The 20,984-nt window shown below is 63.8% G+C and carries 21 protein-coding genes and 1 riboswitch; of the genes, 15 read left to right on the top strand and 6 right to left on the bottom strand.

The window, feature by feature from the left end:
• Window positions 1-85 precede the first annotated feature (85 nt).
• The 6 genes from PCS43_RS18065 to PCS43_RS18040 all read left to right on the top strand — a co-directional run bounded on the left by PCS43_RS18065 (window position 86) and on the right by PCS43_RS18040 (window position 6,173).
• Entirely contained in the window at window positions 86-820 is a 735-nt protein-coding gene (locus PCS43_RS18065; protein ID WP_042925894.1) for a hypothetical protein, read from the top strand.
• Window positions 820-1,293 carry an RDD family protein gene (locus PCS43_RS18060; RefSeq protein ID WP_003944375.1) on the top strand — a complete coding sequence of 158 codons (474 nt, stop codon included), beginning with the start codon at window positions 820-822 and terminating at the stop codon, window positions 1,291-1,293. The genes PCS43_RS18065 and PCS43_RS18060 overlap by 1 nt, the downstream gene beginning before the upstream one ends.
• Window positions 1,290-1,637 (top strand): YidH family protein, encoded by a 348-nt coding sequence (locus tag PCS43_RS18055; protein WP_003944317.1) that lies wholly within the window; start codon window positions 1,290-1,292, stop codon window positions 1,635-1,637. Before PCS43_RS18060 ends, PCS43_RS18055 begins: the two co-directional genes overlap by 4 nt.
• Before the next feature lie 95 nt (window positions 1,638-1,732).
• Entirely contained in the window at window positions 1,733-2,746 is a 1,014-nt protein-coding gene (gene fgd, locus PCS43_RS18050; RefSeq protein WP_054186924.1) for a glucose-6-phosphate dehydrogenase (coenzyme-F420), read from the top strand.
• A 146-nt stretch (window positions 2,747-2,892) separates the two neighbouring features.
• The gene (pta, locus tag PCS43_RS18045; RefSeq protein WP_042452123.1) at window positions 2,893-4,977 is read left to right on the top strand and encodes a phosphate acetyltransferase; all 2,085 of its coding nucleotides are present in this window, start codon (window positions 2,893-2,895) and stop codon (window positions 4,975-4,977) included.
• Window positions 4,974-6,173, top strand: a complete 1,200-nt coding sequence (locus PCS43_RS18040; RefSeq protein ID WP_047269457.1) for an acetate kinase — start codon at window positions 4,974-4,976, stop codon at window positions 6,171-6,173. The genes pta and PCS43_RS18040 overlap by 4 nt, the downstream gene beginning before the upstream one ends.
• A 33-nt stretch (window positions 6,174-6,206) precedes the next feature.
• Here PCS43_RS18040 and PCS43_RS18035 read toward each other — a convergent pair whose 3' ends face one another.
• The 3 genes from PCS43_RS18035 to PCS43_RS18025 are packed head-to-tail and all read right to left on the bottom strand — an operon-like array spanning window position 6,207 to window position 10,904.
• Complete coding sequence (locus PCS43_RS18035) at window positions 6,207-8,534, bottom strand: serine/threonine-protein kinase (protein ID WP_047269456.1); 2,328 nt, start codon at window positions 8,532-8,534, stop codon at window positions 6,207-6,209.
• Window positions 8,535-8,541: 7 nt separating this feature from the next.
• A complete protein-coding gene (locus tag PCS43_RS18030; protein WP_003944406.1) occupies window positions 8,542-9,528 on the bottom strand; it encodes a glutamate ABC transporter substrate-binding protein in 987 nt (328 codons plus the stop codon).
• Between the two features lie 14 nt (window positions 9,529-9,542).
• Window positions 9,543-10,904: a hypothetical protein gene (locus PCS43_RS18025; protein ID WP_042452116.1), complete on the bottom strand. Its 1,362-nt coding sequence runs from the start codon at window positions 10,902-10,904 to the stop codon at window positions 9,543-9,545.
• Between the two features lie 158 nt (window positions 10,905-11,062).
• Between PCS43_RS18025 and PCS43_RS18020 the strand changes: the two genes are divergently transcribed.
• On the top strand, window positions 11,063-11,692 hold the full coding sequence (locus tag PCS43_RS18020; protein ID WP_209907953.1) for an NUDIX hydrolase: 630 nt from the start codon (window positions 11,063-11,065) through the stop codon (window positions 11,690-11,692).
• Window positions 11,693-11,784: 92 nt separating this feature from the next.
• On the opposite strand, the gene PCS43_RS18015 is transcribed toward PCS43_RS18020, so the two are convergent.
• Together PCS43_RS18015 and thiE are read right to left on the bottom strand one after the other, a co-directional pair.
• Window positions 11,785-11,916: a hypothetical protein gene (locus PCS43_RS18015; RefSeq protein WP_003944354.1), complete on the bottom strand. Its 132-nt coding sequence runs from the start codon at window positions 11,914-11,916 to the stop codon at window positions 11,785-11,787.
• 248 nt (window positions 11,917-12,164) lie between these two features.
• Window positions 12,165-12,860 (bottom strand): thiamine phosphate synthase, encoded by a 696-nt coding sequence (thiE, locus tag PCS43_RS18010; protein WP_192712082.1) that lies wholly within the window; start codon window positions 12,858-12,860, stop codon window positions 12,165-12,167.
• Between the two features lie 26 nt (window positions 12,861-12,886).
• Window positions 12,887-13,033, top strand: a riboswitch (TPP riboswitch).
• On the opposite strand from thiE, the gene thiO reads away from it, so the two are divergent.
• The 7 genes from thiO (at window position 13,033) to PCS43_RS17975 (ending at window position 19,507) form a co-directional block, all read left to right on the top strand.
• On the top strand, window positions 13,033-14,112 hold the full coding sequence (gene thiO / locus PCS43_RS18005) for a glycine oxidase ThiO (RefSeq protein WP_192712083.1): 1,080 nt from the start codon (window positions 13,033-13,035) through the stop codon (window positions 14,110-14,112). Its footprint overlaps the riboswitch before it by 1 nt.
• Complete coding sequence (gene thiS / locus PCS43_RS18000; protein WP_003944402.1) at window positions 14,109-14,324, top strand: sulfur carrier protein ThiS; 216 nt, start codon at window positions 14,109-14,111, stop codon at window positions 14,322-14,324. The genes thiO and thiS overlap by 4 nt, the downstream gene beginning before the upstream one ends.
• On the top strand, window positions 14,317-15,069 hold the full coding sequence (locus PCS43_RS17995) for a thiazole synthase (protein WP_007726857.1): 753 nt from the start codon (window positions 14,317-14,319) through the stop codon (window positions 15,067-15,069). The genes thiS and PCS43_RS17995 overlap by 8 nt, the downstream gene beginning before the upstream one ends.
• A 129-nt stretch (window positions 15,070-15,198) precedes the next feature.
• On the top strand, window positions 15,199-16,188 hold the full coding sequence (locus PCS43_RS17990; protein WP_058038516.1) for an ABC transporter ATP-binding protein: 990 nt from the start codon (window positions 15,199-15,201) through the stop codon (window positions 16,186-16,188).
• On the top strand, window positions 16,188-16,958 hold the full coding sequence (locus PCS43_RS17985; RefSeq protein WP_047268852.1) for an ABC transporter permease: 771 nt from the start codon (window positions 16,188-16,190) through the stop codon (window positions 16,956-16,958). Before PCS43_RS17990 ends, PCS43_RS17985 begins: the two co-directional genes overlap by 1 nt.
• Before the next feature lie 132 nt (window positions 16,959-17,090).
• On the top strand, window positions 17,091-18,542 hold the full coding sequence (locus PCS43_RS17980; protein WP_192712084.1) for a M20/M25/M40 family metallo-hydrolase: 1,452 nt from the start codon (window positions 17,091-17,093) through the stop codon (window positions 18,540-18,542).
• Window positions 18,543-18,655: 113 nt separating this feature from the next.
• Complete coding sequence (locus PCS43_RS17975; protein WP_047268851.1) at window positions 18,656-19,507, top strand: adenylate/guanylate cyclase domain-containing protein; 852 nt, start codon at window positions 18,656-18,658, stop codon at window positions 19,505-19,507.
• Between the two features lie 18 nt (window positions 19,508-19,525).
• Here the strand turns inward: PCS43_RS17975 and thiD are convergent, their stop codons facing one another.
• Window positions 19,526-20,368, bottom strand: a complete 843-nt coding sequence (thiD, locus tag PCS43_RS17970; RefSeq protein WP_003945044.1) for a bifunctional hydroxymethylpyrimidine kinase/phosphomethylpyrimidine kinase — start codon at window positions 20,366-20,368, stop codon at window positions 19,526-19,528.
• Window positions 20,369-20,605: 237 nt separating this feature from the next.
• Between thiD and PCS43_RS17965 the strand changes: the two genes are divergently transcribed.
• Window positions 20,606-20,956 (top strand): GNAT family N-acetyltransferase, encoded by a 351-nt coding sequence (locus PCS43_RS17965; protein ID WP_042453439.1) that lies wholly within the window; start codon window positions 20,606-20,608, stop codon window positions 20,954-20,956.
• The last annotated feature ends 28 nt before the right edge of the window (window positions 20,957-20,984 follow it).

Genomic DNA, 20,984 nt, shown 5'->3' with positions numbered 1-20,984 from the left:
ATTTGTGCCTTCCAACAGTGGCACAATGCGAAGAGGAGTGACGAATGTCCGGGTAACAGTCGTATAAGAAGATGGAGACAATTGCGTGGGATCGCAGTCGCACCACCCCGAATCCGACGTGATTCGGCTGGCCTTCGGGCTGGCCGCGATCACGGCTGGTGCGGCGCGCAGAACCGCTGGTCTCGCACTTGATTCCGTGCAGCGGATCCCTGTCGTCGGTGACGCACTCGACGGCGCGATCACCCAGGTCACCACTCGCGGCACGGAAGCGATGCACTCGACAGTGGAGTTCGCCGACTCGACCTTGCGGACGGTGATCAAAGCTGTCGTCGACGCTGCTCTGTCCGAAGTCGACATCACCAAGATCGTCGTCGACCACGTGGACATCGACAAGATCGCCGAGAACATCGACGTGGACAAGATTGCCGAACGGGTCTCGCTCGAACCGATCATCGACCGGGTCGACGTGGACGAGATCGCAAGCCGCCTCGACGTCAAAGCGGTGATCGATCGCCTCGATCTCGACGGGATAGTCGACACGGTCGACCTCGAACGCCAGGTCAACCGCATCGACCTCGTCAAGATCGCCGACCAGGTCATCGAGGGCGTCGACCTGCCCCAGATGATTCGTGAATCGACCGGTTCACTCTCCACGGAAGCCGTGCACGGAGCTCGAGTGCAGGGCATGCAGGCGGACGACGCTGTCGCCGGCTTCGTCGGGCGACTCTTCGGCCGCGACAACGCACCGTCATCAGATAAACCGTCATCAGATAAACCGTCGACAGAGACCGATCCGAAGACGAACGCAGGCGAACGCTAGTGGCCCAGGAGAGTTCCGGCCCAGCCGGCATCGTCACCCGTGGACTCGCCGGACTGATCGACCTGGGCGTCGTCCTGCTCCTGATGGGTTCCGTGTACGTGGGCTTCGCCTTCGTCCGACTGCTCTTCTCGCCACAGAGTTTCACTTTCTCGGAACCGGGAATCTTCCTGTCCACGACGGCATTTCTCGGTGTCTCGGTGGCGTATCTGACCGCCTGCTGGGCGACCACCGGTCGGACTGTCGGGTCCCTCGTGATGGGGCTGCGGGTGATCACGTCCGGGCATCGCCTCGTGCGCTGGCCGTTGGCCTTCATCCGTGCGGTGCTCTGCGTGCTCTTCGCCTTCGGATTGCTGTGGTCGGCGGTCGATCGACGACGACGTTCGTTGCAGGACATCGTTCTGCGCACCGAGGTCGTCTACGACTGGCGTCAGGACCCGGATCTGGTGGCACCGCACGGAGGTGAGCACGCATGAGTGAACCGAACCGCCCGGACGAGCGCTTCACCCTTGCCAGCGAGCGCACCTTCCTCGCCTGGATGCGTAGCTCACTCGCCCTGCTGGCCGGAGGCATCGCCGTCGTCCAGTTGGTACCGGAATGGAGTACCGGGTGGGTTCGCACGACTCTCGGTCTGACCCTTATCGCACTCGCGGCGGCAGCCGCACTGGTAGGTATGCGACGCTGGCTACAGGTGAAGAAGGCGCTCGAGGACGGAGCGGCGATGCCGGAACCGCACGCATTGTGGCTGTTTGCACTGGCACTGGCCGGGGTTGCCGTCGCAGCCGGCGTGGCAACGGTGGTCACCAGCCTCGCTCGCTGAGATACGCAGAGAAGTCCCAGCGGTGTCTGGATAGTCTGCAAAGAACGTGAAGCATGTCAGAGAAGTAAACGAAACAGACGACAAGGGAGTGCACGGTGGCGCAGGAACTCAAGCTCGGATACAAGGCATCGGCTGAGCAATTCGGCCCTCGCGAACTGGTAGAGCTGGCAGTTCTGGCAGAGCAGCACGGCATGGATTCCGTTGCGGTGAGCGATCATTTCCAGCCGTGGCGCCACAACGGTGGCCACGCACCGTTCTCGCTCGCCTGGATGACCGCCGTCGGTGAGCGCACCGAGCGCGTGCAGATCGGCACGTCCGTGATGACGCCGACGTTCCGCTACAACCCGGCAGTCATCGCTCAGGCGTTCGCGACGATGGGATGTCTCTACCCGGGACGCATCATGCTCGGCGTCGGCAGCGGTGAGGCTCTCAACGAGATCGCCACCGGCTTCCAGGGCGAGTGGCCCGAGTTCAAGGAACGCTTCGCGCGGCTGCGTGAGTCCGTGCGGTTGATGCGTGAGCTGTGGCTGGGCGATCGTGTCGACTTCGAAGGCGAGTACTTCACCACTCGTGGCGCGTCGATCTACGACGTTCCCGAGGGTGGCATTCCCGTGTACATCGCGGCCGGCGGACCCGTTGTCGCCCGGTACGCGGGACGTGCCGGTGACGGCTTCATCTGCACCTCCGGAAAGGGCATGGAGCTCTACACCGAGAAGCTGCTTCCAGCCGTTACCGAGGGCGCAGCCAAGGCCGAGCGCGACGTCGCCGACATCGACAAGATGATCGAGATCAAGATCAGCTACGACACCGATCCGGAGGCTGCACTCGAGAACACCCGCTTCTGGGCTCCGCTGTCCCTGACGCCGGAGCAGAAGCACAGCATCGAGGATCCGATCGAAATGGAAGCCGCTGCCGACGCTCTGCCCATCGAGCAGGTGGCCAAGCGCTGGATCGTCGCTTCCGATCCGGACGACGCCGTCGAGCAGGTCAAGGCCTACGTCGATGCCGGTCTCAATCACCTGGTGTTCCACGCACCGGGCCATGATCAGCGCCGGTTCCTCGAACTGTTCGAGCGTGACCTCGCGCCTCGCTTGCGTGCTCTGGGCTGATCCTCGAGATCAACTGAACGGTGTCTGCCACTCGACGTGTGGCAGGCACCGTTCGTCTTTCTCGTAGCCGCCGGTTGTCGGCACGAGCGTGAGCGTGACCACGATCAGTGGCAAGGTGGGCGGCGGCCCACACTAGGCTGTTGGGCATGCCAGAAGCGCCCGCTGCCGTGTCGAGTGTCTACGTCGCCTCTCCTGAAGGTGATACCGGAAAATCCACCATCGCGCTTGGCGTGCTACAGATGCTGTGCGCGACCGTCGCCCGGGTCGGTGTCTTCCGCCCGATCGCCCGCTCTACCGAGGAAACCGACTACATCCTCGAACTGCTGCTCGAGCACACCACCGCCGATCTCTCCTACGCCGACGCACTCGGCGTCACCTACGAGCAGGTTCACGCCGATCCTGAAGCCGCGCTGGCCGACATCGTCGCGAAGTACCACACCGTGGCCGAGCAGTGCGACGCCGTCGTCATCATCGGAAGTGACTACACCGACGTAGCAAGCCCGAGCGAGCTGAGCTTCAACGCCCGCATCGCCGTGAACCTCGGCGCGCCGGTTCTGCTGGCGGTACGCGGCGCTCGGCGCAGTGTCGAGGAGGTCGCCCAGCTCGCGCATCTATGCGCCGCCGAGTTGGCCGCCAACCACGCTCATCTGCTCGCTGTCGTCGCCAATCGTTGCGATCCCGACAAGCTCGACGAGGTCACCGCAGCGCTGTCCGACATCGGTGTTCCGACGTGGAGCCTGCCGGAGATTCCGTTGCTCGTCTCGCCCACGATGGCCGAGTTGATGGAGGCCACCGGCGGCGAGTTGTATTCGGGTGACCCGGAACTGCTGCACCGCGAAGCGCTCAAGGTGATGGTGGGCGGCATGACCGCCGAGCACATCCTCGAGCGTCTGGTCGAGGGCATGGTCGTCATCGCACCGGGCGATCGCTCGGACGTACTGCTCGCGTTGCTCAATGCGCATGAGGCGGAGGGATTTCCGTCGCTCGCGGGCATCATCATGAATGGCGGGATCACGCCGCACCCGGCCATCGCGGCGTTGATGGCCGGCCTCAAACAGCGTCTTCCGATCCTGACGACAACCCTCGGTACCTTCGACACCGCAAGCGCCGCAGCCCAAACCCGCGGACGCGTGGCAGTCGGTTCGCAGCGCAAGGTCGACACCGCGTTGAGCTTGATGGAACAGCGCGTCGACGCCGACGTCCTGATGGACCGACTGGCACTGCCGATCCCGTCCGTCGTGACCCCACAGATGTTCGAGTACAAGCTGATCGACCGCGCTCGACGCGATCGCAAGCACATCGTCCTGCCTGAGGGTGACGACGACCGGATCCTGCGCGCGGCCGGCCGGTTGCTGCAGCGCCAGGTTGCCGACCTGACGATCCTCGGTGACGAACCCAGTGTGCGTCGACGCGCAGCGGAACTCGGCGTCGACATCAGTGGCGCGCAGGTACTCGCACCCGCGCAGTCCGAGTACACCGAGCGCTTCGCACAGGAATACACCGCGCTGCGTGCTCACAAGGGCATGACCATCGAGCGGGCCCGCGAGGTGATCGCCGACATCTCGTACTTCGGAACGATGATGGTGCACTTGGGAATTGCCGACGGCATGGTGTCCGGCGCTGCACACACCACCGCTCACACGATTCGACCCTCGTTCGAGATCATCAAGACCGCCCCCGGTGTCTCGACGGTCTCGAGCATCTTCCTGATGTGCCTGGCCGACCGCGTTCTCTCCTACGGTGACTGCGCCGTGGTTCCGGACCCGACGTCGGAGCAGTTGGCGGACATCGCGATCTCGTCCGCACAGACGGCGTCGCAGTTCGGGATCGATCCGCGCATCGCGATGCTCTCGTACTCCACCGGGGATTCGGGCAGCGGAGCCGACGTCGACAAGGTTCGCACCGCGACCGCTTTGGTGCGCGAGCGTCGACCGGATCTGTTGGTGGAAGGGCCCATTCAGTACGACGCCGCCGTCGAGCAGAGTGTCGCCGACAAGAAGATGCCGGATTCGCTGGTGGCGGGCAAAGCAACGGTGTTCGTGTTCCCGGACCTGAACACCGGCAACAACACGTACAAGGCAGTGCAGCGTAGCGCCGGTGCTATCGCCGTCGGGCCGGTTCTGCAGGGACTGAACAAGCCGGTCAACGACCTCTCGCGTGGAGCGTTGGTCCAGGACATCGTCAACACCGTGGCTATCACGGCAATACAGGCACAGGGAGCGCAAGCGTGAGCGACGGCACCGTACTGGTCATCAATTCCGGCTCGTCATCCATCAAATTTCAACTCGTGCATCCGGATACGGCGGAATCGGTGGCGCACGGTCTCATCGAGCGCATCGGTGAGCCCGACGGCCACATCGTCTACAACCACCGCACCGGAGTCGAAGACCGGAGCCTTCCGATCGCCGATCACCGCGCAGGTCTGAAGATGGTGCTCGACATCGTCGCCGAGGTCGGACGGCCGCTGAGTGAGGCCGGAATCATCGCAGTCGGTCACCGAGTCGTGCACGGTGGTGACATCTTCTATTCGCCGACTCTCATCGACGACGGCGTCGTGAAAGCCATCGCGGATTTGTCGAACCTTGCGCCGCTGCACAATCCGGCCAACGTGATCGGTATCGAGGTGGCGCGCGAAGAACTGCCAGACGTTCCGCACGTAGCAGTGTTCGACACCGCCTTCTTTCACACACTGCCCGCGGCGGCGTCCACCTATGCGATCGATCGGGATGTGGCCAAGGCCAACCAGATTCGCCGGTACGGCTTCCACGGGACCTCACACGAATACGTGTCTGGACGGGTCGCGGAGTTCCTCGGCAAGGATCCGGCCGAGCTGAATCAGATAGTTCTGCACCTCGGAAACGGCGCTTCGGCCTCGGCAATCAAGGGCGGCAAGGCCATCGACACCACGATGGGCCTCACCCCGCTCGAGGGTCTTGTCATGGGCACCCGCAGCGGCGACATCGATCCAGGCATCATCTTGCACCTCAACCGCAACTCGGGAATGAAGGTCGACGAGATCGACGACCTCCTCAACCGGCGCTCCGGTTTGAAGGGACTGTCGGGAGTCAACGATTTCCGTGCCCTGCTCGCACTGATCGAGGGCGGCGACCAAGACGCACAACTTGCGTACGACGTTTACGTGCACATGCTCCGTAAGTACATCGGCGCCTTCATCGTTCAACTCGGTGGCGTCGACGTCATCACCTTCACCGGCGGCGTCGGGGAGAACAACGTCGACGTACGACGCGACAGCCTGGCCGGGCTTTCCCGTCTCGGTATCGAGGTCGATCCGGCTCTCAACGAGGCGAAGAGTCGCGACGAGCGTCGTATCTCCGCATCCTCGTCGGCCGTCGAGGTGCTGGTGGTCCCCACCAACGAGGAGTTGGCGATCGCCCGCGCGGCGAAGGCTTTGGTGGCCGCACTATAGGTTTCTGCAGCACTGTAAACCTCGGGGCGTCCGTCAGAAATTGCTGCGCGGACGCACCGCATTCGCCCGGTCCACGAGGGCGTAGCGGTGCGTGCGGGAGGTCGTGGCGCGAGCGAGGGCGCGAAGGCAGGCTTCGGCTCCGGTGCGCAGACCTTGCTCGGTGAAGGGCAGATCGAGGATGGGTTCGAGTTCGGTGTGCGAGCGATTGCCGTAGCGAATCCAATCGAGTGCCGTGCCCAACACCAGGGTTCGCATCTGCAGGCTTCGGCTCTCTTCAGCAGGTAGCGCCCGAACACGACGGGCGGCTTCCCGCAGAGTCGATTCGTCGAGTTCGGCGATCGGAACGCCGGACAGCATCGTCAGAGCGCTGGACATCCGTGCGACGTTGTAGTGCCGGGAAGACGTGGGTACTTCGTCGAGGGCGGCGATGGCTGCCTTCTTGTTGCCGTGATCGGCGAGTTGTCGGGCGAGCCCGAATGCTGCGCTCACGTAGTTTCGTTCGGTCCGCCAGACGGTGCGGTAGTACTTCTCGGAGAATCGGCACCATTGGTCCGGGTCGTCGCTCTCCCAGTGCTGGAGAATCAGTTCTGCCGTCGCTGCCAACGCCAGCTTGGGGGCAGCCTCGCCGGGCAGTGCGGTGAGAACTGCCTCGAAGTGACTGAAAGCGGGCTCGAATCGGTCCAGTTGTAACGCCGCAAGTCCTCGATACCACTCGATCTTCCAGTGGTCCCCGATGTTCTGCTGGAGTTCGCCCAGAACTGTCAGTGCGGTTTCCGGATCACCGAGATCGAGATGAGCTTTGGCCTCGGCCAGTCGAACTTCGCCCGAGACGGCGGCCGCCGGTGTGCCTGACGTTCGGTCGATTCCGTTCTCGCGGGCATGCTTGAGAGCATCGAGAGTCTGAGACGGTTCGCTGTGCACCGCCGCTGCCAGCAACGGCGCGCTGGGATCGGTGGGGTCGACCAACGGAATGGGAAGTGCGTGCGCAACTTCGCGCGGATCGAGAGCGGCGTCGTGGCTGATACCGTCGACGTACACATCGGTTTGCCCGACCAATTCATCGGTGCCGAAAGACGTTCGCTGCCTGCTGAACACGAGCGAGAGTCCGGGATTCTCCTGCCCGGTCTGCTCGGCGAGGATTTCTCGCAGAACGCCGGTGAGCTGTCCCGCGATTTCCTCGGCGGACTGAAATCGCTTCTTCGGATCCGGGTCGGTGGCGCGTAGCAGTAGACGGTGGAAGAACTCGTGGTCGCGCAGTAGTGGCTCGTCCTCGGGTTCGGGAAGGCCGTCGAGGTACCGTCCGTGCTTCGAAGGCATGTCGAGGGTGAGAACCGCGAGTGTTCTTCCGACGGTGAAGATGTCGGAGGCGATGGTCGGACCGGTCTCGATGATCTCGGGTGCTTGATAGCCGGCGGTACCGTACAGGTATCCGTAGTCTTCGATTCCGGACACGGCGCCGAGATCGATCAGCTTCAACTGATCCTCGGTGACCATCACGTTCTCGGGCTTGAGGTCGTTGTAGGCCAGGCCGGTGGAATGCAGATAGCTCAGCGCCGGAAGGATTTCCAGTACGTAGCCGATTGCCTGCTCGATCGGCATGTGCTTGCCGTCCGGGAATTCGGCCAGCACCTCGCGCAATGATCGCCCACCCACGTACTCCATGACGATGTACCCCATGGGTGTGCCGTCCGGGCGCGGATGCTCGACGAAGTTGAAGATCTTGACGATGCTGGGGTTGGCGACCTCGGCGAGGAACTGACGCTCGGCCACCGCAACGGCTTGCGCTTCGGAATCACCGAAATGCAAGAGCCCCTTGAGAACTACCCACCTGTCGCTGACATTGCGATCGATCGCGAGGTAGATCCATCCCAGGCCGCCGTGCGCGATGGGCCCTTGAACCTCGTATTGACCGGACACCAATTCGCCCTCTTCGAGGAGTGGGCGGAAGTCGAAAGTGGAACCGCACTTGGGGCAGGTGCCGTGCTGAGTTGCCTTGGTGCTTGCGCTCTTACGACCGACTGGTTCGTTGCATTTCCAACAGAAGCGTTTCCGCTCGGGGACGGTCGGGTCACTCATCACCGCAGACGCGGGGTCGATCTGCGGGACGGGGGGAACCTCGACCAGGCCGCCGCCGAGACGCAGCTTTCGCCCCGACCGGCTGCGGCGGGATCGAGTGGAGCGGCCGGTAGGGGAGGAGGACGCGGACGGCGTGGTTCCTCGTATCTGGGCCGAGGTCGGTTCGAGACGCTCGTAGGCGCCCGTGGCTTCGGGCTCGGGCCGCTCGTAGGCGCCGGTGGCTTCGGGTTCGGGACGCATGGAAGCCTGCGTGGCGTCGGGCTCGGGGCCGGTTTCTTCGGTCATGTCAGCCTCAATCCCGGTAGACGGCCGGCGGGGGACCGGGCGAAGGACCGAGGACGCTGAGCCAGCGGTCGTAGATACGGTTCCAGGTCCCGTCGCTCCGGATCCGATCCAGTGTTCCGTTGACGAATCGGACCAAGTCGGGGTTGTCCTTGTTCACTCCGATTCCGTACGGTTCGACGCCCAGTGAGCCACCGACCATCATCAGATACGGGTCTTGCGAGGCGAGGCCCGCGAGGATCGTGTCGTCGGTGCTGATCGCGTCCACCTGCCCCTGCTGGAGGACGACGAGGCAGTCGGACCACATCGGGACGGTGACGACGGTGGCTTCGGGTTGGAGTTGCTGGATTCGAGTCGCCGAGGTCGTTCCCCGGGCAGCGCAGACCCGCTTGCCTGCGAGGTCGTCGATGCCGCGGACGGATGACCCCTGCAAGACCTGAATTCGTTGTTCAGCGGAGAAGTACTGCGTCGAGAAGTCGACCTTCTCGCGCCGCTCGCACGTGATGGTCATGGTCTTGACGACCACGTCGACCATCGATTCCTGGAGTGCGGCGATCCGATCGTCCGACGTCAGGATTCGGTACTCGATCTTCTCCGGGTCACCGAGCAGATCTCGGGCGATTTCGCGGGCGATGTCCACGTCGAAACCCTCGAGGCGCCCGGTGGCCGGATCGCGAAAGCTCATGAGGTTGGAACCGGTGTCCAGGCCCACGATCAGCCGCCCGCGGGCGCGGATGGCGTCGAGGCTCGGCGTGGGTGGCTGCGGAGATGCGTCTGCGGGGGTGGGCCGCAGGCTCGCGGTGAGGTTGGTGCACGACGCGGTAGTCGTCGGTGTCGGGCTGGGAGCGATGGTGGCCTCGGCCGGCAGCGGCGGTTCCGTGTACGACGTGGCGCCTGCGTTGTCCAAGTCTTCGGCTCGATCCGCACCGCAACCGGCGAGCACCAGCATGGCCGCTGCCAGAACCGCGACACATACGGCCGGGCTCTTCCTCCGCATCACCGGTACTCCCGTCACTGATACTCCCGCAGTCGAGGCCAGAATCCGATGAAGATTCCGGCAACTCCGAGAACTGCCAATACAGACATGCCCGGTGCAGAGGCAGCCAACACCCGGGAGGCGTACGAGACGTCGGACCGAAGATTCGTGCGCGAATCCACGATTCCCTGCCAGAGTTCGTGATCGAGCTTTCCGTACTCCGCGGCCGAATCCTGTTCTCCGGCGCCGATGGTGATGGCTGCGGCGGACGTGAAGTCGCCGTTTCCGAGACGGTCGTACATGCGCGTGTGCGCAGCCACCCACTGCTGGCGCGAGTCGAGTGCGGCGGTCAGCACTTCGCTGTTCACTCGGGCGCGTTCGTCGCTTTGCAGGCCCTCGAGGATGTCCCGCAGAGCATCGACCTTGCGGGTGAACGTCACGTTGTCCTCGGCGGTCGAATCCCGCCTCGCCAGCGTGAGGGTTTCCACGGTGCGTGCTTGCTGCGCCATGATTCGTGCCTCGGTCAGTTCGTGCAGTGGCTCGGCCCCGGCGTCGAGCGCGCGCCCGGTGGCCAGTGCGGAGACCAGTCCGACCGTGAGCAGCCACAGCAGAGCTGCAGCGACCGCGAGCGAGGCAAGGATCAACCCGAGATTGAAGCGTCGGCGACTCTTGCGGGAGAAGTACATCTGTGTCGCCACCAGCGCGCACAGCACGAAGACGAACGCCACGATCGGCCACCACGGTGGAGTCTCGAAATCGCGCTGTACTTGGGAGACCAGCGTCTCCTGCGAGGCGTGCAGTTGCTGGGCCATCGGCAGCAGCGAGGTCTGCATCAACTGCGAGGCCTCGCTCAAATATGCTGCCCCGACCGGGTTTCCGACGCGATTGTTCGCCCGTGCAGTTTCGACCAGGCCGGTGTAGACGGAGAGGTCGGTCGAGATGGTGGTCAACGCGCTGTGACCGGCAAGATCGGTCGAGTCGAGACCGGCCGACGCCTGGACGATCTCCGCAGAGGCCTCACCGATCGACTGCGTGTATCGGTCGCGGACTTCGGCGGGTTCGAGGCCGCCGGAGATGAAGGCGGTGGCCGCGGCGGCGTCTGCCAAGGACAACGCACTGTAGAGATTCTGGGCCGAGTTGGCGAGAGGCTCGGTTTCGACGAGGAGGAGGTCGAGGTTCGCCTGGCGGTTCTCGATCGCTGCGGTGGCGAGGAGTCCGGCGATCAAAGTGATCGCGATCAGGATCAGTCCGACGACGGTCAACCGGCCAGGCGTCGAGGACATGAAGGCCTGCAGTTCGCGCCGCAGAAGTGCCTGCTCGTCCTCCGCCGACACTGATGTGGCCTCGGAGGGCGGCAGCGACCGGGGTTCGATGGACGGGACGACACGGTCGACCATCGAGCACCTCACTTCGCTGTAGGCGGGCTACCGAGAAATGATGCCGCCGAGAAATGATTCAGGGCATCTTCGCGAGCATATAAGCATCACCTACACCTGGAGCAGATTGAAACGGTTAGTGTGGGACAACGGCGAGAGCGGGCGGAGCGAGGTAGTCGATGCGTGGTGACGGTGACGGTTGGTCCATCGGATCGGACGGTACTCGGCATTGGGGTAAACACGGAGCCGCAGGACTACTTCTGCGTGCCCCCGATTCGGACGGATCACCCATGGTCTTGCTGCAGCATCGTGCGGCGTGGAGCCATCAGGGCGGAACGTGGGCACTGCCCGGCGGAGCGCGGGACTCACACGAGAGCACGACGCACGCTGCCGTCCGGGAAGCACACGAAGAAGCAGGTATCGCCGAGGACGCCGTCCGTGTCCGCGGGGAAGTAGTGACGATGCGCGCCGAGAGCGGGTGGACTTACACCACCGTCGTGGCTGACGCGGCGCATCCACTGTCGACGGTTGCCAATGGTGAGAGCACCGAGTTGCGGTGGGTACGCGAAGCCGACGTCGACTCACTGCCGCTGCATCCGGGCTTCGGTTCCTCATGGCCCGACCTCCGGACCGAGCCTGTTGTGGCCGTGGACGGCGATCCGCACACCGTCGTGCTCGAGGACGGCGGATTCGGATGGTTGTCGGGTAGTTCCCACCACGGCAGTGACCAGGCAGGCAGCGACCAGACACGCAGCGACCAGGCAGGCAGCGACCAGAACCTGTCCGAGGCGTCGAGTACGCAGTCGTAGCACTCGAGTCTTCACAGTTCATACACAGCAGAAGGGCCGGACTCCGCGGGAGTCCGGCCCTTCGGTGTTTCGGTCGTCGACCGAAACGAGGCTCAGCTGAGCGAGTTCAGCGCCGTGATGAAGCTGACCGCGGTGATACCGAGCTTGAGCAGCTCGCTGATCTTGCCGAGGTTCAGGTCTTCGAGCGATTCGGTGCTGAGCGAGCCGGTGTCGAGGGATCCCATTTAGTGCTCCTAGGTTCAGTTAGTAACTGGAGGTAAACTACAACAAACCGAATGGGATGTGACACGCAATCGAAGCAACTGTGAGCAAGATCACTTAATCCGACTTTTCGGACATCCAATCGCACCTAGGAACTGGGAGTTTGTTGTCTGATCGGACAACTTCCGTTCACAATTCGAGTCAGGCGTGCTGACCCGTAACTGTGCGGAAATCGCCCGGCAAACACTTGACGAACGCCAGTTACCGGCTTTCAGCGCCCAGCGACGGCTGCGGCGAGGCGTTGCGCGGCCGCCTGGGGATCCGATGCTTGCGTGATTGCACGCACGACGACGATGCGCGTGGCGCCGGCATCGAGCAGCTCTGGCAGACGTTCTTCGTCGATGCCGCCGATCGCGAACCAGGGCCGCGGCGGTGCGGCGTCGGCGGTCGATCGAACCAGTTCCAAACCGGACGCACTTCGATTCGGTTTGGTCGGTGTCGCCCAGACCGGCCCGGTACAGAAGTAGTCGACGCCCTCTTCGATGGCGGCCAGACTCGCCTGCGCGCGACTGCTCGTCGAACGGCCGATGACTACGTCTTCACCGACAACGGTTCGCGCGTAGGGGACGGGAATGTCGTTCTGGCCGAGGTGGAGGATGTCGGCGCCGGAAGCCATCGCGAGATCCGCGCGATCGTTGACGGCCAACAATGCGCCGTGGCGTCGCGCTGCGGCCGCGAGAATGCCCAGCGCCACCAGTTCGTCCTTGGCCTCGAGCGGGCCGAACTCGCGCTCACCGGAAGAGCCTTTGTCACGCAATTGGATGATGTCGACTCCGCCGGACAATGCTGCCTCGGCGAACTGCGCGAGGTCGCCTTTCTCGCGGCGCGCGTCGGTGCACAGGTACAGCCGTGCTGCTGCCAGGCGCTCGCGCCGGTCGATGTCGTTACTGGGATGTGTGGGGTGCACGGAGCAAACGGTAGCCTCTAGGGAGCAAGGTTCGACACGGGAGTCCTGAAACGTCGTCGTCACTTTTTGTCGTGACTGCGAGGTTCGTAGGGCTGAGAGGGGATCGCGACCAGATCCCGACCGTCAGACCTGACCCGGATCATGCCGGCGCAGGAAGTGGAGGTGGAGTTTCGTGAGTACACACGCTCGTACGGTGTCGGTTGTCGGCGGCGGTGTCATCGGTCTCGCTATCGCGTGGCGAGCAGCCCGCGACGGGTGGGCCGTTCGGTTGTACGACCCGTCCATTGGATCAGGTGCTTCGTGGGTGGCGGGCGGAATGCTTGCCCCGCTTTCCGAAGGCTGGCCGGGTGAAGAAACCGCGTTGACAATCGGTGCAGCGTCCCTGGAACGGTGGCCGACGTTCGGTGAGGAGCTCGGAAAATTCGGGCAATCGGTCTTCACCGCGGACAGCTCGCTGACGGTTGCACTCGATGCTGCCGACGCGCAGGACCTGCAGACCATCGCCGAGTGGGTGAGCTCGCAGGGGCACGAACTCGAAGTTCTCGGTCGCGCGCGCATCCGTGAACTCGAACCGATGCTGGGCCGGGGCATCCGGTCGGGGTTGATGGCTGTCGGTGAGTCCGCCGTCGACAACAGACTTCTGCTGGCGGCGTTGCAGAAGGCCTGTGCGGAATCCGGCGTCGAATTGATTGCGCGGGCCGTCGACAACCTCGCCGAACTCGATACCGATCAGATAGTGCTCACCGCCGGTATCGCGTCACCCAAGCTGTGGCCCGGGCTACCGGTACGCCCGGTCAAGGGCGAAATCCTTCGCTTGCGCAGTAGGCCTGGAGTCACCCCGGCGCCCAGCCGTACCATCCGTGGCAGCGTCCACGGCAGGCCCGCCTACCTCGTCCCGCGCGGTGACGGAATCGTCGTCGGCGCAACACAATACGAGTCCGGCGAGGATACACAGGTCACGATGGCCGGCGTACGGGACCTGATCAACGACGCCGAGGCCCTGATGCCGGCGATCGGCGAATACGAACTGTACGAGTGCGCGGCAGGTCTGCGTCCGATGACGCCGGACAACCTGCCGTTGATCGGGCGCGTGTCCGATCGTGTTGTCGTCTCCACCGGGCACGGCCGCAACGGGGTCCTGCTGACGCCCGTCACCGCCGATGCGACGGTCGCGTTGCTGAACGGCACATCTTTGGTCGAGGTAAAAGGAACCGAACCCGAGCGGTTCGCAGTAGCTAAGGAAAATTCATGAGTGAGCAGGTCCCGATCGGGATCACCGTCAACGGCGAAGATCTCGAGTTCGATCGAGCAGTCACGGTGACCGAACTTCTGACGCACCTCGAGTTGCCGAGCAAAGGCATCGCCGTCGCCGTCGACGGTGCGCTCTTTCCTCGCGGGCGTTGGGACGAATCCGTCGGACGTGGTTGGGAAATCGAGATCCTCACGGCGGTGCAGGGTGGCTGAGCAGGACCTTCTCACTATCGCGGGCCGCAGTTTCGGTTCCCGGCTCATCACGGGGACAGGCGGCGCCGCCAACCTTGCGGTCCTCGAGGAAGCGCTTGTCGCCTCCGGTACCGAACTGACCACCGTCGCGATGCGGCGAGTCGACGCGGCAGGCGGCACCGGCGTTCTGGACCTGCTTCGTCGCCTCGGAATCGAACCGTTGCCGAACACCGCCGGGTGTCGGGGCGCCGCCGAAGCGGTCCTGACGGCGCAGTTGGCACGCGAAGCGCTCGAGACGAACTGGGTCAAACTCGAAGTCATCGCCGACGAGCGGACTCTGCTGCCCGACGCAATCGAACTCGTCTCCGCCGCAGAACAATTGGTGGACGACGGATTCACCGTCCTGCCGTACACGACGGACGATCCGGTGCTGGCGCTTCGCCTCGAAGAGGTCGGCTGCGCGGCAGTCATGCCGCTCGGTTCACCCATCGGGACAGGGCTGGGTATCGCGAATCCGCACAATATCGAGATGATCGTCGAGCGCGCCGGCGTGCCCGTCATCCTCGACGCCGGAATCGGAACGGCCAGCGACGCCACCCTTGCCATGGAGTTGGGCTGCGACGCCGTCCTACTTGCGACAGCGGTGACGCGGGCCAAGAATCCCGCGTTGATGGCGTCGGCGATGCGGCACGCAGTGGTAGCAGGTTTCGAAGCGCGTCACGCCGGCCGGATTCCCAAGCGGTTCTGGGCCCAAGCATCGTCCTGACGGACCATTTCCGGGTGTTTTCTCAGGGTTATGCCCGGATTGTCCGGCTTCGTGTCCTACCTGAGTACCACTCGGAACTAGACCTGTGGCCGATGTGCTGGTCATTGCCGGTAGGGCAAAGTTCTCCTCATGATTGAACTGAGGGGATTGACCAAGGTTTACGGACCGACGAAAGCGGTGGACGATTTGTCGTTCACGGTCAAGCCGGGCATCGTGACGGGCTTCCTGGGCCCGAACGGTGCCGGTAAGTCGACGACGATGCGGATGATCCTGGGTTTGGATCAGCCGACGTCGGGTGCGGCGTTGATCGAGGGCAAGCCGTACCGCGAGCTCAAGACGCCATTGCGGACTGTCGGTGCGTTGTTGGATGCGAAGTGGGTGCACCCCAATCGCAGTGCGCGGGCGCATCTGCAGTGGATGGCTGCTTCGAACGGGATCCCGAAGTCCCGCGTCGACGAGGTGCTCGGGTTGGTCGGATTGTCCGAGGTGGCGGGCAAGAAGGCAGGCGGGTTCTCGCTCGGTATGTCGCAGCGTCTGGGGTTGGCGGGTGCGTTGTTGGGGGATCCGAAGGTGTTGTTGTTCGACGAGCCGGTCAACGGTCTCGATCCGGAGGGCATCGTCTGGATTCGTAAGTTCATGCAGCGGTTGGCGGCCGAGGGCCGCACGGTGTTGGTGTCGAGTCACCTCCTGTCGGAGATGGCGCTCACGGCGGAGCAGTTGGTGGTGATCGGTCGGGGTCGGTTGATTTCGGATTCGACGGTCGCGGAGTTCGTGGATCGTTCGTCGGAGTCGACGGTGCGGGTGCGCAGCCCTCAGCTCGATGCGTTGCGCAGTGTGTTGCTCTCGCAGGGGCTGACGGTGCGTGAAGACGGTTCCGGTGTTGCCCCGGCATTGGTGGTCGTGGATTCGACCACCGATGTGATCGGTGGTTTGGCTGGTTCGCAGGGGATCGTGTTGTACGAGTTGGCTTCTCAGCAGGGGTCGCTCGAGGATGCGTTCATGAAGTTGACCGGGGACGATGTCCAGTACCACGCATCCGGTATCGATCCGGGTGTCGGTGCACACCACGCAAATACACAGCAGGCAAACACGCAGCAGGCTATGGGAGGTGCACTGTAATGGCTGTTCTCAGTGCTGAACGTATCAAGATCACCACGACCAAGTCGCCGCTGTGGTGCTCGGTCATCATCGTCGTGCTCGCGCTCGGCTTCGCGGCCATCATGGGCGCGGTTGCCAAGTCGGCTCTGACGTCCTCCGACGTCCAGGGAGCACCGGACCTCGACACCGCCGTTGCCACGGCCGGCATCTCGGGTTTCGGAATCATGGTTCTCATGATCATGGCGGCCCTCGCGGTCACCAGTGAGTACCGCTTCGGGACCATCCGCACCACCTTCCAGGCCGTTCCGAACCGTGCCTCGGTTCTGATCGCCAAAGCCGGCCTCATCGGTGCTTTCGGTGCTGTACTGACATTTGTTCTCGCCTTCGGCGCGTACGCCATGGCCAAGGCCATCGCCGGTACCGAGGCGAGTGCCGGATTGACCCTGTCGAGCGGCAGTGACTGGCGCGCGATCTACGGCATCCCGATCTACGCCTTCCTGTGCGTGATTCTCGCTGTCGGCGTCGGATCGATCATTCGCCAGTCGGCCGGCGCAATTGCGTTGCTCCTGCTCTGGCCGCTGCTCATCGAGAGCCTGTTCGGACTGTTCGGCAGCTTCGGCGAGAAGATCACCCCGTTCCTGCCGTTCGCGAATGCAAACCACTTCCTCAGTGCGAGCAGCGGTGGCGTCGACTTCCACTGGGGACCCTGGGGCAGCCTGATCTACTTCGCGGCCTTCGTTCTGGTGATTTTCGGAGCAAGTATCGTCATCGTGAATCGTCGCGACGCCTGATCTTGTCGCTCCCTCGGTAGGTGTTGTCGGGAGACCTACCGAGAACCAGGAGTGACAGCAGAGTAGGGACCCAGTACGAAAAACCATTCGTACTGGGTCCCTTTCCTGTGCTTCGGCCGATATCCTCCGAAGATGAGACTCTTCGGTGTGGTTGTGGTCGCAATGGCTGGAGCACTCGTGGTGAGTGGATGCTCGTCGGGAAGTGAAGCGGCCGTCCCGACAGACCCGGTTGCATTCTCCGAGACCGTCACGGTCGACGCCGTGACCGGGCATCTGGAGCAACTCGAGAAGATCGCCGCCAACAACGAGGGCAATCGATCGGCCGGTACCCCCGGCTATGACGCCAGTGTCGACTACGTGGCAAACCTGCTCGAAGACAAGGGTTTCGAGGTCAGCACCCCGGAATTCGACTTCAGCTCCTTCGATCCCGGCACCGAATCCCTGAAAGCCGCTGACGGCTCCGATGTTCCGGTGCGGGCGCTGACATATTCCACCTCCACGGGACCGACCGGAATCACGGCGCGTCTGGTGGCGATTCCCGCCGACGAGACCCCCGGTTGCGAGGCCACCGACTACGACGGCCGCGACGTGAACGGTGCAATCGTGCTGGTCACCCGCGGAGTGTGCCCGTTCGGCGACAAGCAGAAGATCGCCGCTGACCGCGGCGCGGCAGCGTTGTTGGTTGCCAACAACGAGGACGCGATGCTGGGCGGGGCAACCTTGGGTGAACCCGAAGACGCCCGCATCCCGACCGGCGGGGTGAGCAAGGCGTCGGGCGAGGCTCTTGCCGCAGCGCCCGGAGACCTCACGCTGATTCTCGACACGTCGACGGAAACGACGAAGTCGCGCAACGTGATTGCACAGACCAAGACCGGCGCGACCGACAACGTGGTTGTCGTGGGCGCCCACCTCGACAGCGTGCCGGAAGGTCCCGGAATCAACGACAACGGAAGCGGTACCGCAGCCGTACTGGAAACCGCGCTGCAGATGGGAAGCTCACCGAGCATCGAAAATGCCGTGCGTTTCGCTTTCTGGGGAGCGGAAGAAGTGGGATTGGTCGGCTCCACCCGCTACGTCGAGGGTCTGAGCGATCAGGAACGGGCCGACATCGCCCTGTACCTGAATTTCGACATGCTCGGTTCGCCCAACGCCGGATACCTGGCTTACGACGGCGACAACTCGGACGCCGTGGGGGAGGGGCCCGGGCCCGAGGGGTCGGCGGGCATCGAGCGCACCTTCGTCGACTTCCTTGCCGATCGGGGGATTGCGGCGGACGGAACGGACTTCGACGGGCGTTCCGACTACGGCCCGTTCATCGAGATCGGAATCCCGGCGGGCGGAGTGTTCAGCGGCGCGGACGAGCGCAAGACGCCGGCACAGGCCGAGAAGTGGGGCGGAGAAGCGGAGGAGACCTTCGACCCGAACTACCACAGTGCCCAGGACAACCTCGCGAACATCGATCGCGAAGCGCTCGCTGCCAACGCTTCTGCAGTAGCCTTCGGAGTTGCGACGTATGCCCAGGATTTGAGCGGGCCGAACGGAGTTCCCGTCGGCGATGCCCGGACACAGGCCAGAACCGAATGATCGACTGACCGAATGATCGACTGACCGAATGATCGACTGCGCGAGCGACCAGGAGGCCACTGTGCGAGAACCGCGGCAGCACACTGTCTGTAACTCTGAGTTACGCTTGAGTTATGGCTGATCTGTCCCCGGAGAACACCGACACGACAGGTGCTTCTTCCTCCTCGGTTCGAGGCGTCGTCGACGTCGTCTTGAATTCTGCGGCAGAACTGAACCGTCGACAGCAGCTCATCGATGCGCTACGGCGGCTCAGGCGGGCATTACCCGGCGATCCCGGGTTCGGGGACCCGCTCTCGCTCGCCGGCCCCGGCGGTGCCCGCGCCGTGGCCCGCGTCGCTGACAGATTGCTCGATCAGAAACCGGCAGCCACTCGCGAAGTGAGCCTCGGAGCACTGCAGGTCTGGCAGGCAGCGCTGGAAAAGATGGGCCGCGGCCGCGGGGATCAAGAACTGACCATCGTCTTCACCGATCTGGTGGGCTTCTCCACCTGGTCGCTCGCAGCCGGTGACGGCGCGACGCTGACCCTTCTGCGTGCGGTGGCGCAGGCCGTGGAAACTCCGATCACCGACAACGGCGGACACGTCGTCAAACGGATGGGCGACGGTCTGATGGCAGTGTTCATTCGCCCGGATGCGGCTTTGAAGGCGGTGTTCACCGCGCAGGACGCGCTCGCGGAAGTCGATCTCGACGGATACACCCCGCGCATGCGCGTCGGCCTACACACGGGTACCCCGCGTCAGATCGGTGACGACTGGCTCGGCGTCGACGTGACCATCGCCGCCCGGATGATGGGCTTGGGCGGCGACGGAAACGTCATGATGTCGGCGACCACTCTCGAGGAACTCGAAGCCGGCACCCTGGAGGATCTCGATCTCACGATCCGGCCATGGCGACGAGGGTTTTTCGCCACGACGCCCAACGGGGTTCCCGTCGACCTGGGAATCTGGCGCGTACGCCGGAACTAGCGCCCTGGACCTCGAGCGCTAGACCTGGAGCCGCCAGAGCGGGGACACCGGACCGTGTCCCGCGCCGAGGTCGTACGACGCCTCGAGGCACTTGGTCACCCACTCCTTGCCGAACGCCACCGCGTCCGGAACGGAATAGCCGTGTGCGAGAGCGCAAGTGATCGCAGCAGCCAGCGTGTCTCCGCCGCCGTGATCGTTGCCGGTGTCGATCCGGGCACTGCTGAATTCGAGGAAACGGTCGCCGTCGAACAACAGGTCGGTGGACAACTCCGAAGTACGAAGGTGGCCACCCTTGACGATGGACCATTGAGCGCCGAGCGCATGCAGCGCTTCTGCCGCTTGGCGGGCGCTCTTGTCGTCGACGACCTCGATACCGGTGATCAACCGAACCTCGTCGAGGTTCGGAGTGACCACCGTGGCTGCCGGAATCAAGGTGTTGCGGACCGCGTCGAGAGCTTCTTCGTGCAACAGCGGATCGCCGTGCATCGACGCGCACACCGGGTCGACCACGAGCGGAATCGGACGGTCGCGGCCGATCCCAACCTCGGCGGCAACCGCGGCCACCGCTTCGATGATCGTCGTCGACGCGAGCATTCCCGTCTTCGCCGCACCGACGCCGATGTCCGAGACCACGACGCGCACCTGGTCGGCGACGATCTCCGGCGGAATCTCGTGGAATCCGCTGACTCCCACCGAATTCTGGACCGTCACCGCGGCGACGGCCACGCAGGCGTGCACTCCGCACATCGCCATCGTGCGGGAATCGGCTTGAATGCCGGCTCCGCCACCGGAGTCGGTTCCGGCGATGGTCAATGCCCGAATCGGGGTCTGTCCGGCGGGGGTCAGGGGCAGCAGCTTCACGACGACGAGCCTACCGATCGGACCTGGGGAAACGGCAGCTCGGTCCCACCTCTCGCGGGAACGACGGCGCGAACTGCGATTGCGATCCGGTCGTTCCCGGTGCAAAAATTGGTCGAACCCGGGACAGCGTCGTCGGTAGCTGATTCTATGAGTGGCATGGATCACAGTTATGGAGAGCGTGCGAACGCAGCTGTCGCCGATCGCGCAGGTGCACATCGTGCCGTGGAGGTCGCCGCAATGAACGACATCGAAAATTCGAAAACCGGAACCTCACCGGAAGTCACGCTCGTGGACAATCCGTCGCACGAACGATTCGAACTGCTCTCCGACGACGAGTTGGTCGGCATCCTCGGATACCGCGACGAAGACGAGATTTCGGGGAGCGGAGCCGAAGCGGGCGACGTGGTTGCGTACATGCATACCGTCGTCAAAGAGGAGTACGGCGGGCAGGGACTGGCAGCCGTACTCGTGCAGTTCGCAATGGACTGCGCCCGTGAACGTGATTGGTCGGTACGGCCCGTGTGTACCTATGTTCAGCGGTACCTCGGCGAGCATCCCGAGTATCTGGAACTGCTCGTCGAGGACTAGAAGCCCGAGGGTGCAAACAGACGATCAG

The sequence above is a fragment of the Rhodococcus sp. C-2 genome, from assembly GCF_027854095.1.
Lineage (GTDB): Bacteria > Actinomycetota > Actinomycetes > Mycobacteriales > Mycobacteriaceae > Rhodococcus_F > Rhodococcus_F qingshengii.
The sequence above is the reverse complement of the archived record's forward strand: the minus strand, read 5'-3'. Positions and strand labels throughout refer to the sequence as shown.

What these genes read in the sequence shown, in the direction of transcription:
- PCS43_RS18055 (WP_003944317.1), top strand. Translation starts at nt 1,290, where the DNA reads ATGAGTGAACCGAACCGCCCGGACGAGCGCTTCACCCTTGCCAGCGAG.
- pta (WP_042452123.1), top strand. Translation starts at nt 2,893, where the DNA reads ATGCCAGAAGCGCCCGCTGCCGTGTCGAGTGTCTACGTCGCCTCTCCT.
- PCS43_RS18035 (WP_047269456.1), bottom strand. Translation starts at nt 8,534, where the DNA reads ATGACCGAAGAAACCGGCCCCGAGCCCGACGCCACGCAGGCTTCCATG.
- PCS43_RS18030 (WP_003944406.1), bottom strand. Translation starts at nt 9,528, where the DNA reads ATGCGGAGGAAGAGCCCGGCCGTATGTGTCGCGGTTCTGGCAGCGGCC.
- PCS43_RS18025 (WP_042452116.1), bottom strand. Translation starts at nt 10,904, where the DNA reads ATGGTCGACCGTGTCGTCCCGTCCATCGAACCCCGGTCGCTGCCGCCC.
- PCS43_RS18020 (WP_209907953.1), top strand. Translation starts at nt 11,063, where the DNA reads ATGCGTGGTGACGGTGACGGTTGGTCCATCGGATCGGACGGTACTCGG.
- PCS43_RS18015 (WP_003944354.1), bottom strand. Translation starts at nt 11,916, where the DNA reads ATGGGATCCCTCGACACCGGCTCGCTCAGCACCGAATCGCTCGAAGAC.
- thiS (WP_003944402.1), top strand. Translation starts at nt 14,109, where the DNA reads ATGAGTGAGCAGGTCCCGATCGGGATCACCGTCAACGGCGAAGATCTC.
- PCS43_RS17990 (WP_058038516.1), top strand. Translation starts at nt 15,199, where the DNA reads ATGATTGAACTGAGGGGATTGACCAAGGTTTACGGACCGACGAAAGCG.
- PCS43_RS17985 (WP_047268852.1), top strand. Translation starts at nt 16,188, where the DNA reads ATGGCTGTTCTCAGTGCTGAACGTATCAAGATCACCACGACCAAGTCG.
- PCS43_RS17980 (WP_192712084.1), top strand. Translation starts at nt 17,091, where the DNA reads ATGAGACTCTTCGGTGTGGTTGTGGTCGCAATGGCTGGAGCACTCGTG.
- PCS43_RS17975 (WP_047268851.1), top strand. Translation starts at nt 18,656, where the DNA reads ATGGCTGATCTGTCCCCGGAGAACACCGACACGACAGGTGCTTCTTCC.
- PCS43_RS17965 (WP_042453439.1), top strand. Translation starts at nt 20,606, where the DNA reads ATGAACGACATCGAAAATTCGAAAACCGGAACCTCACCGGAAGTCACG.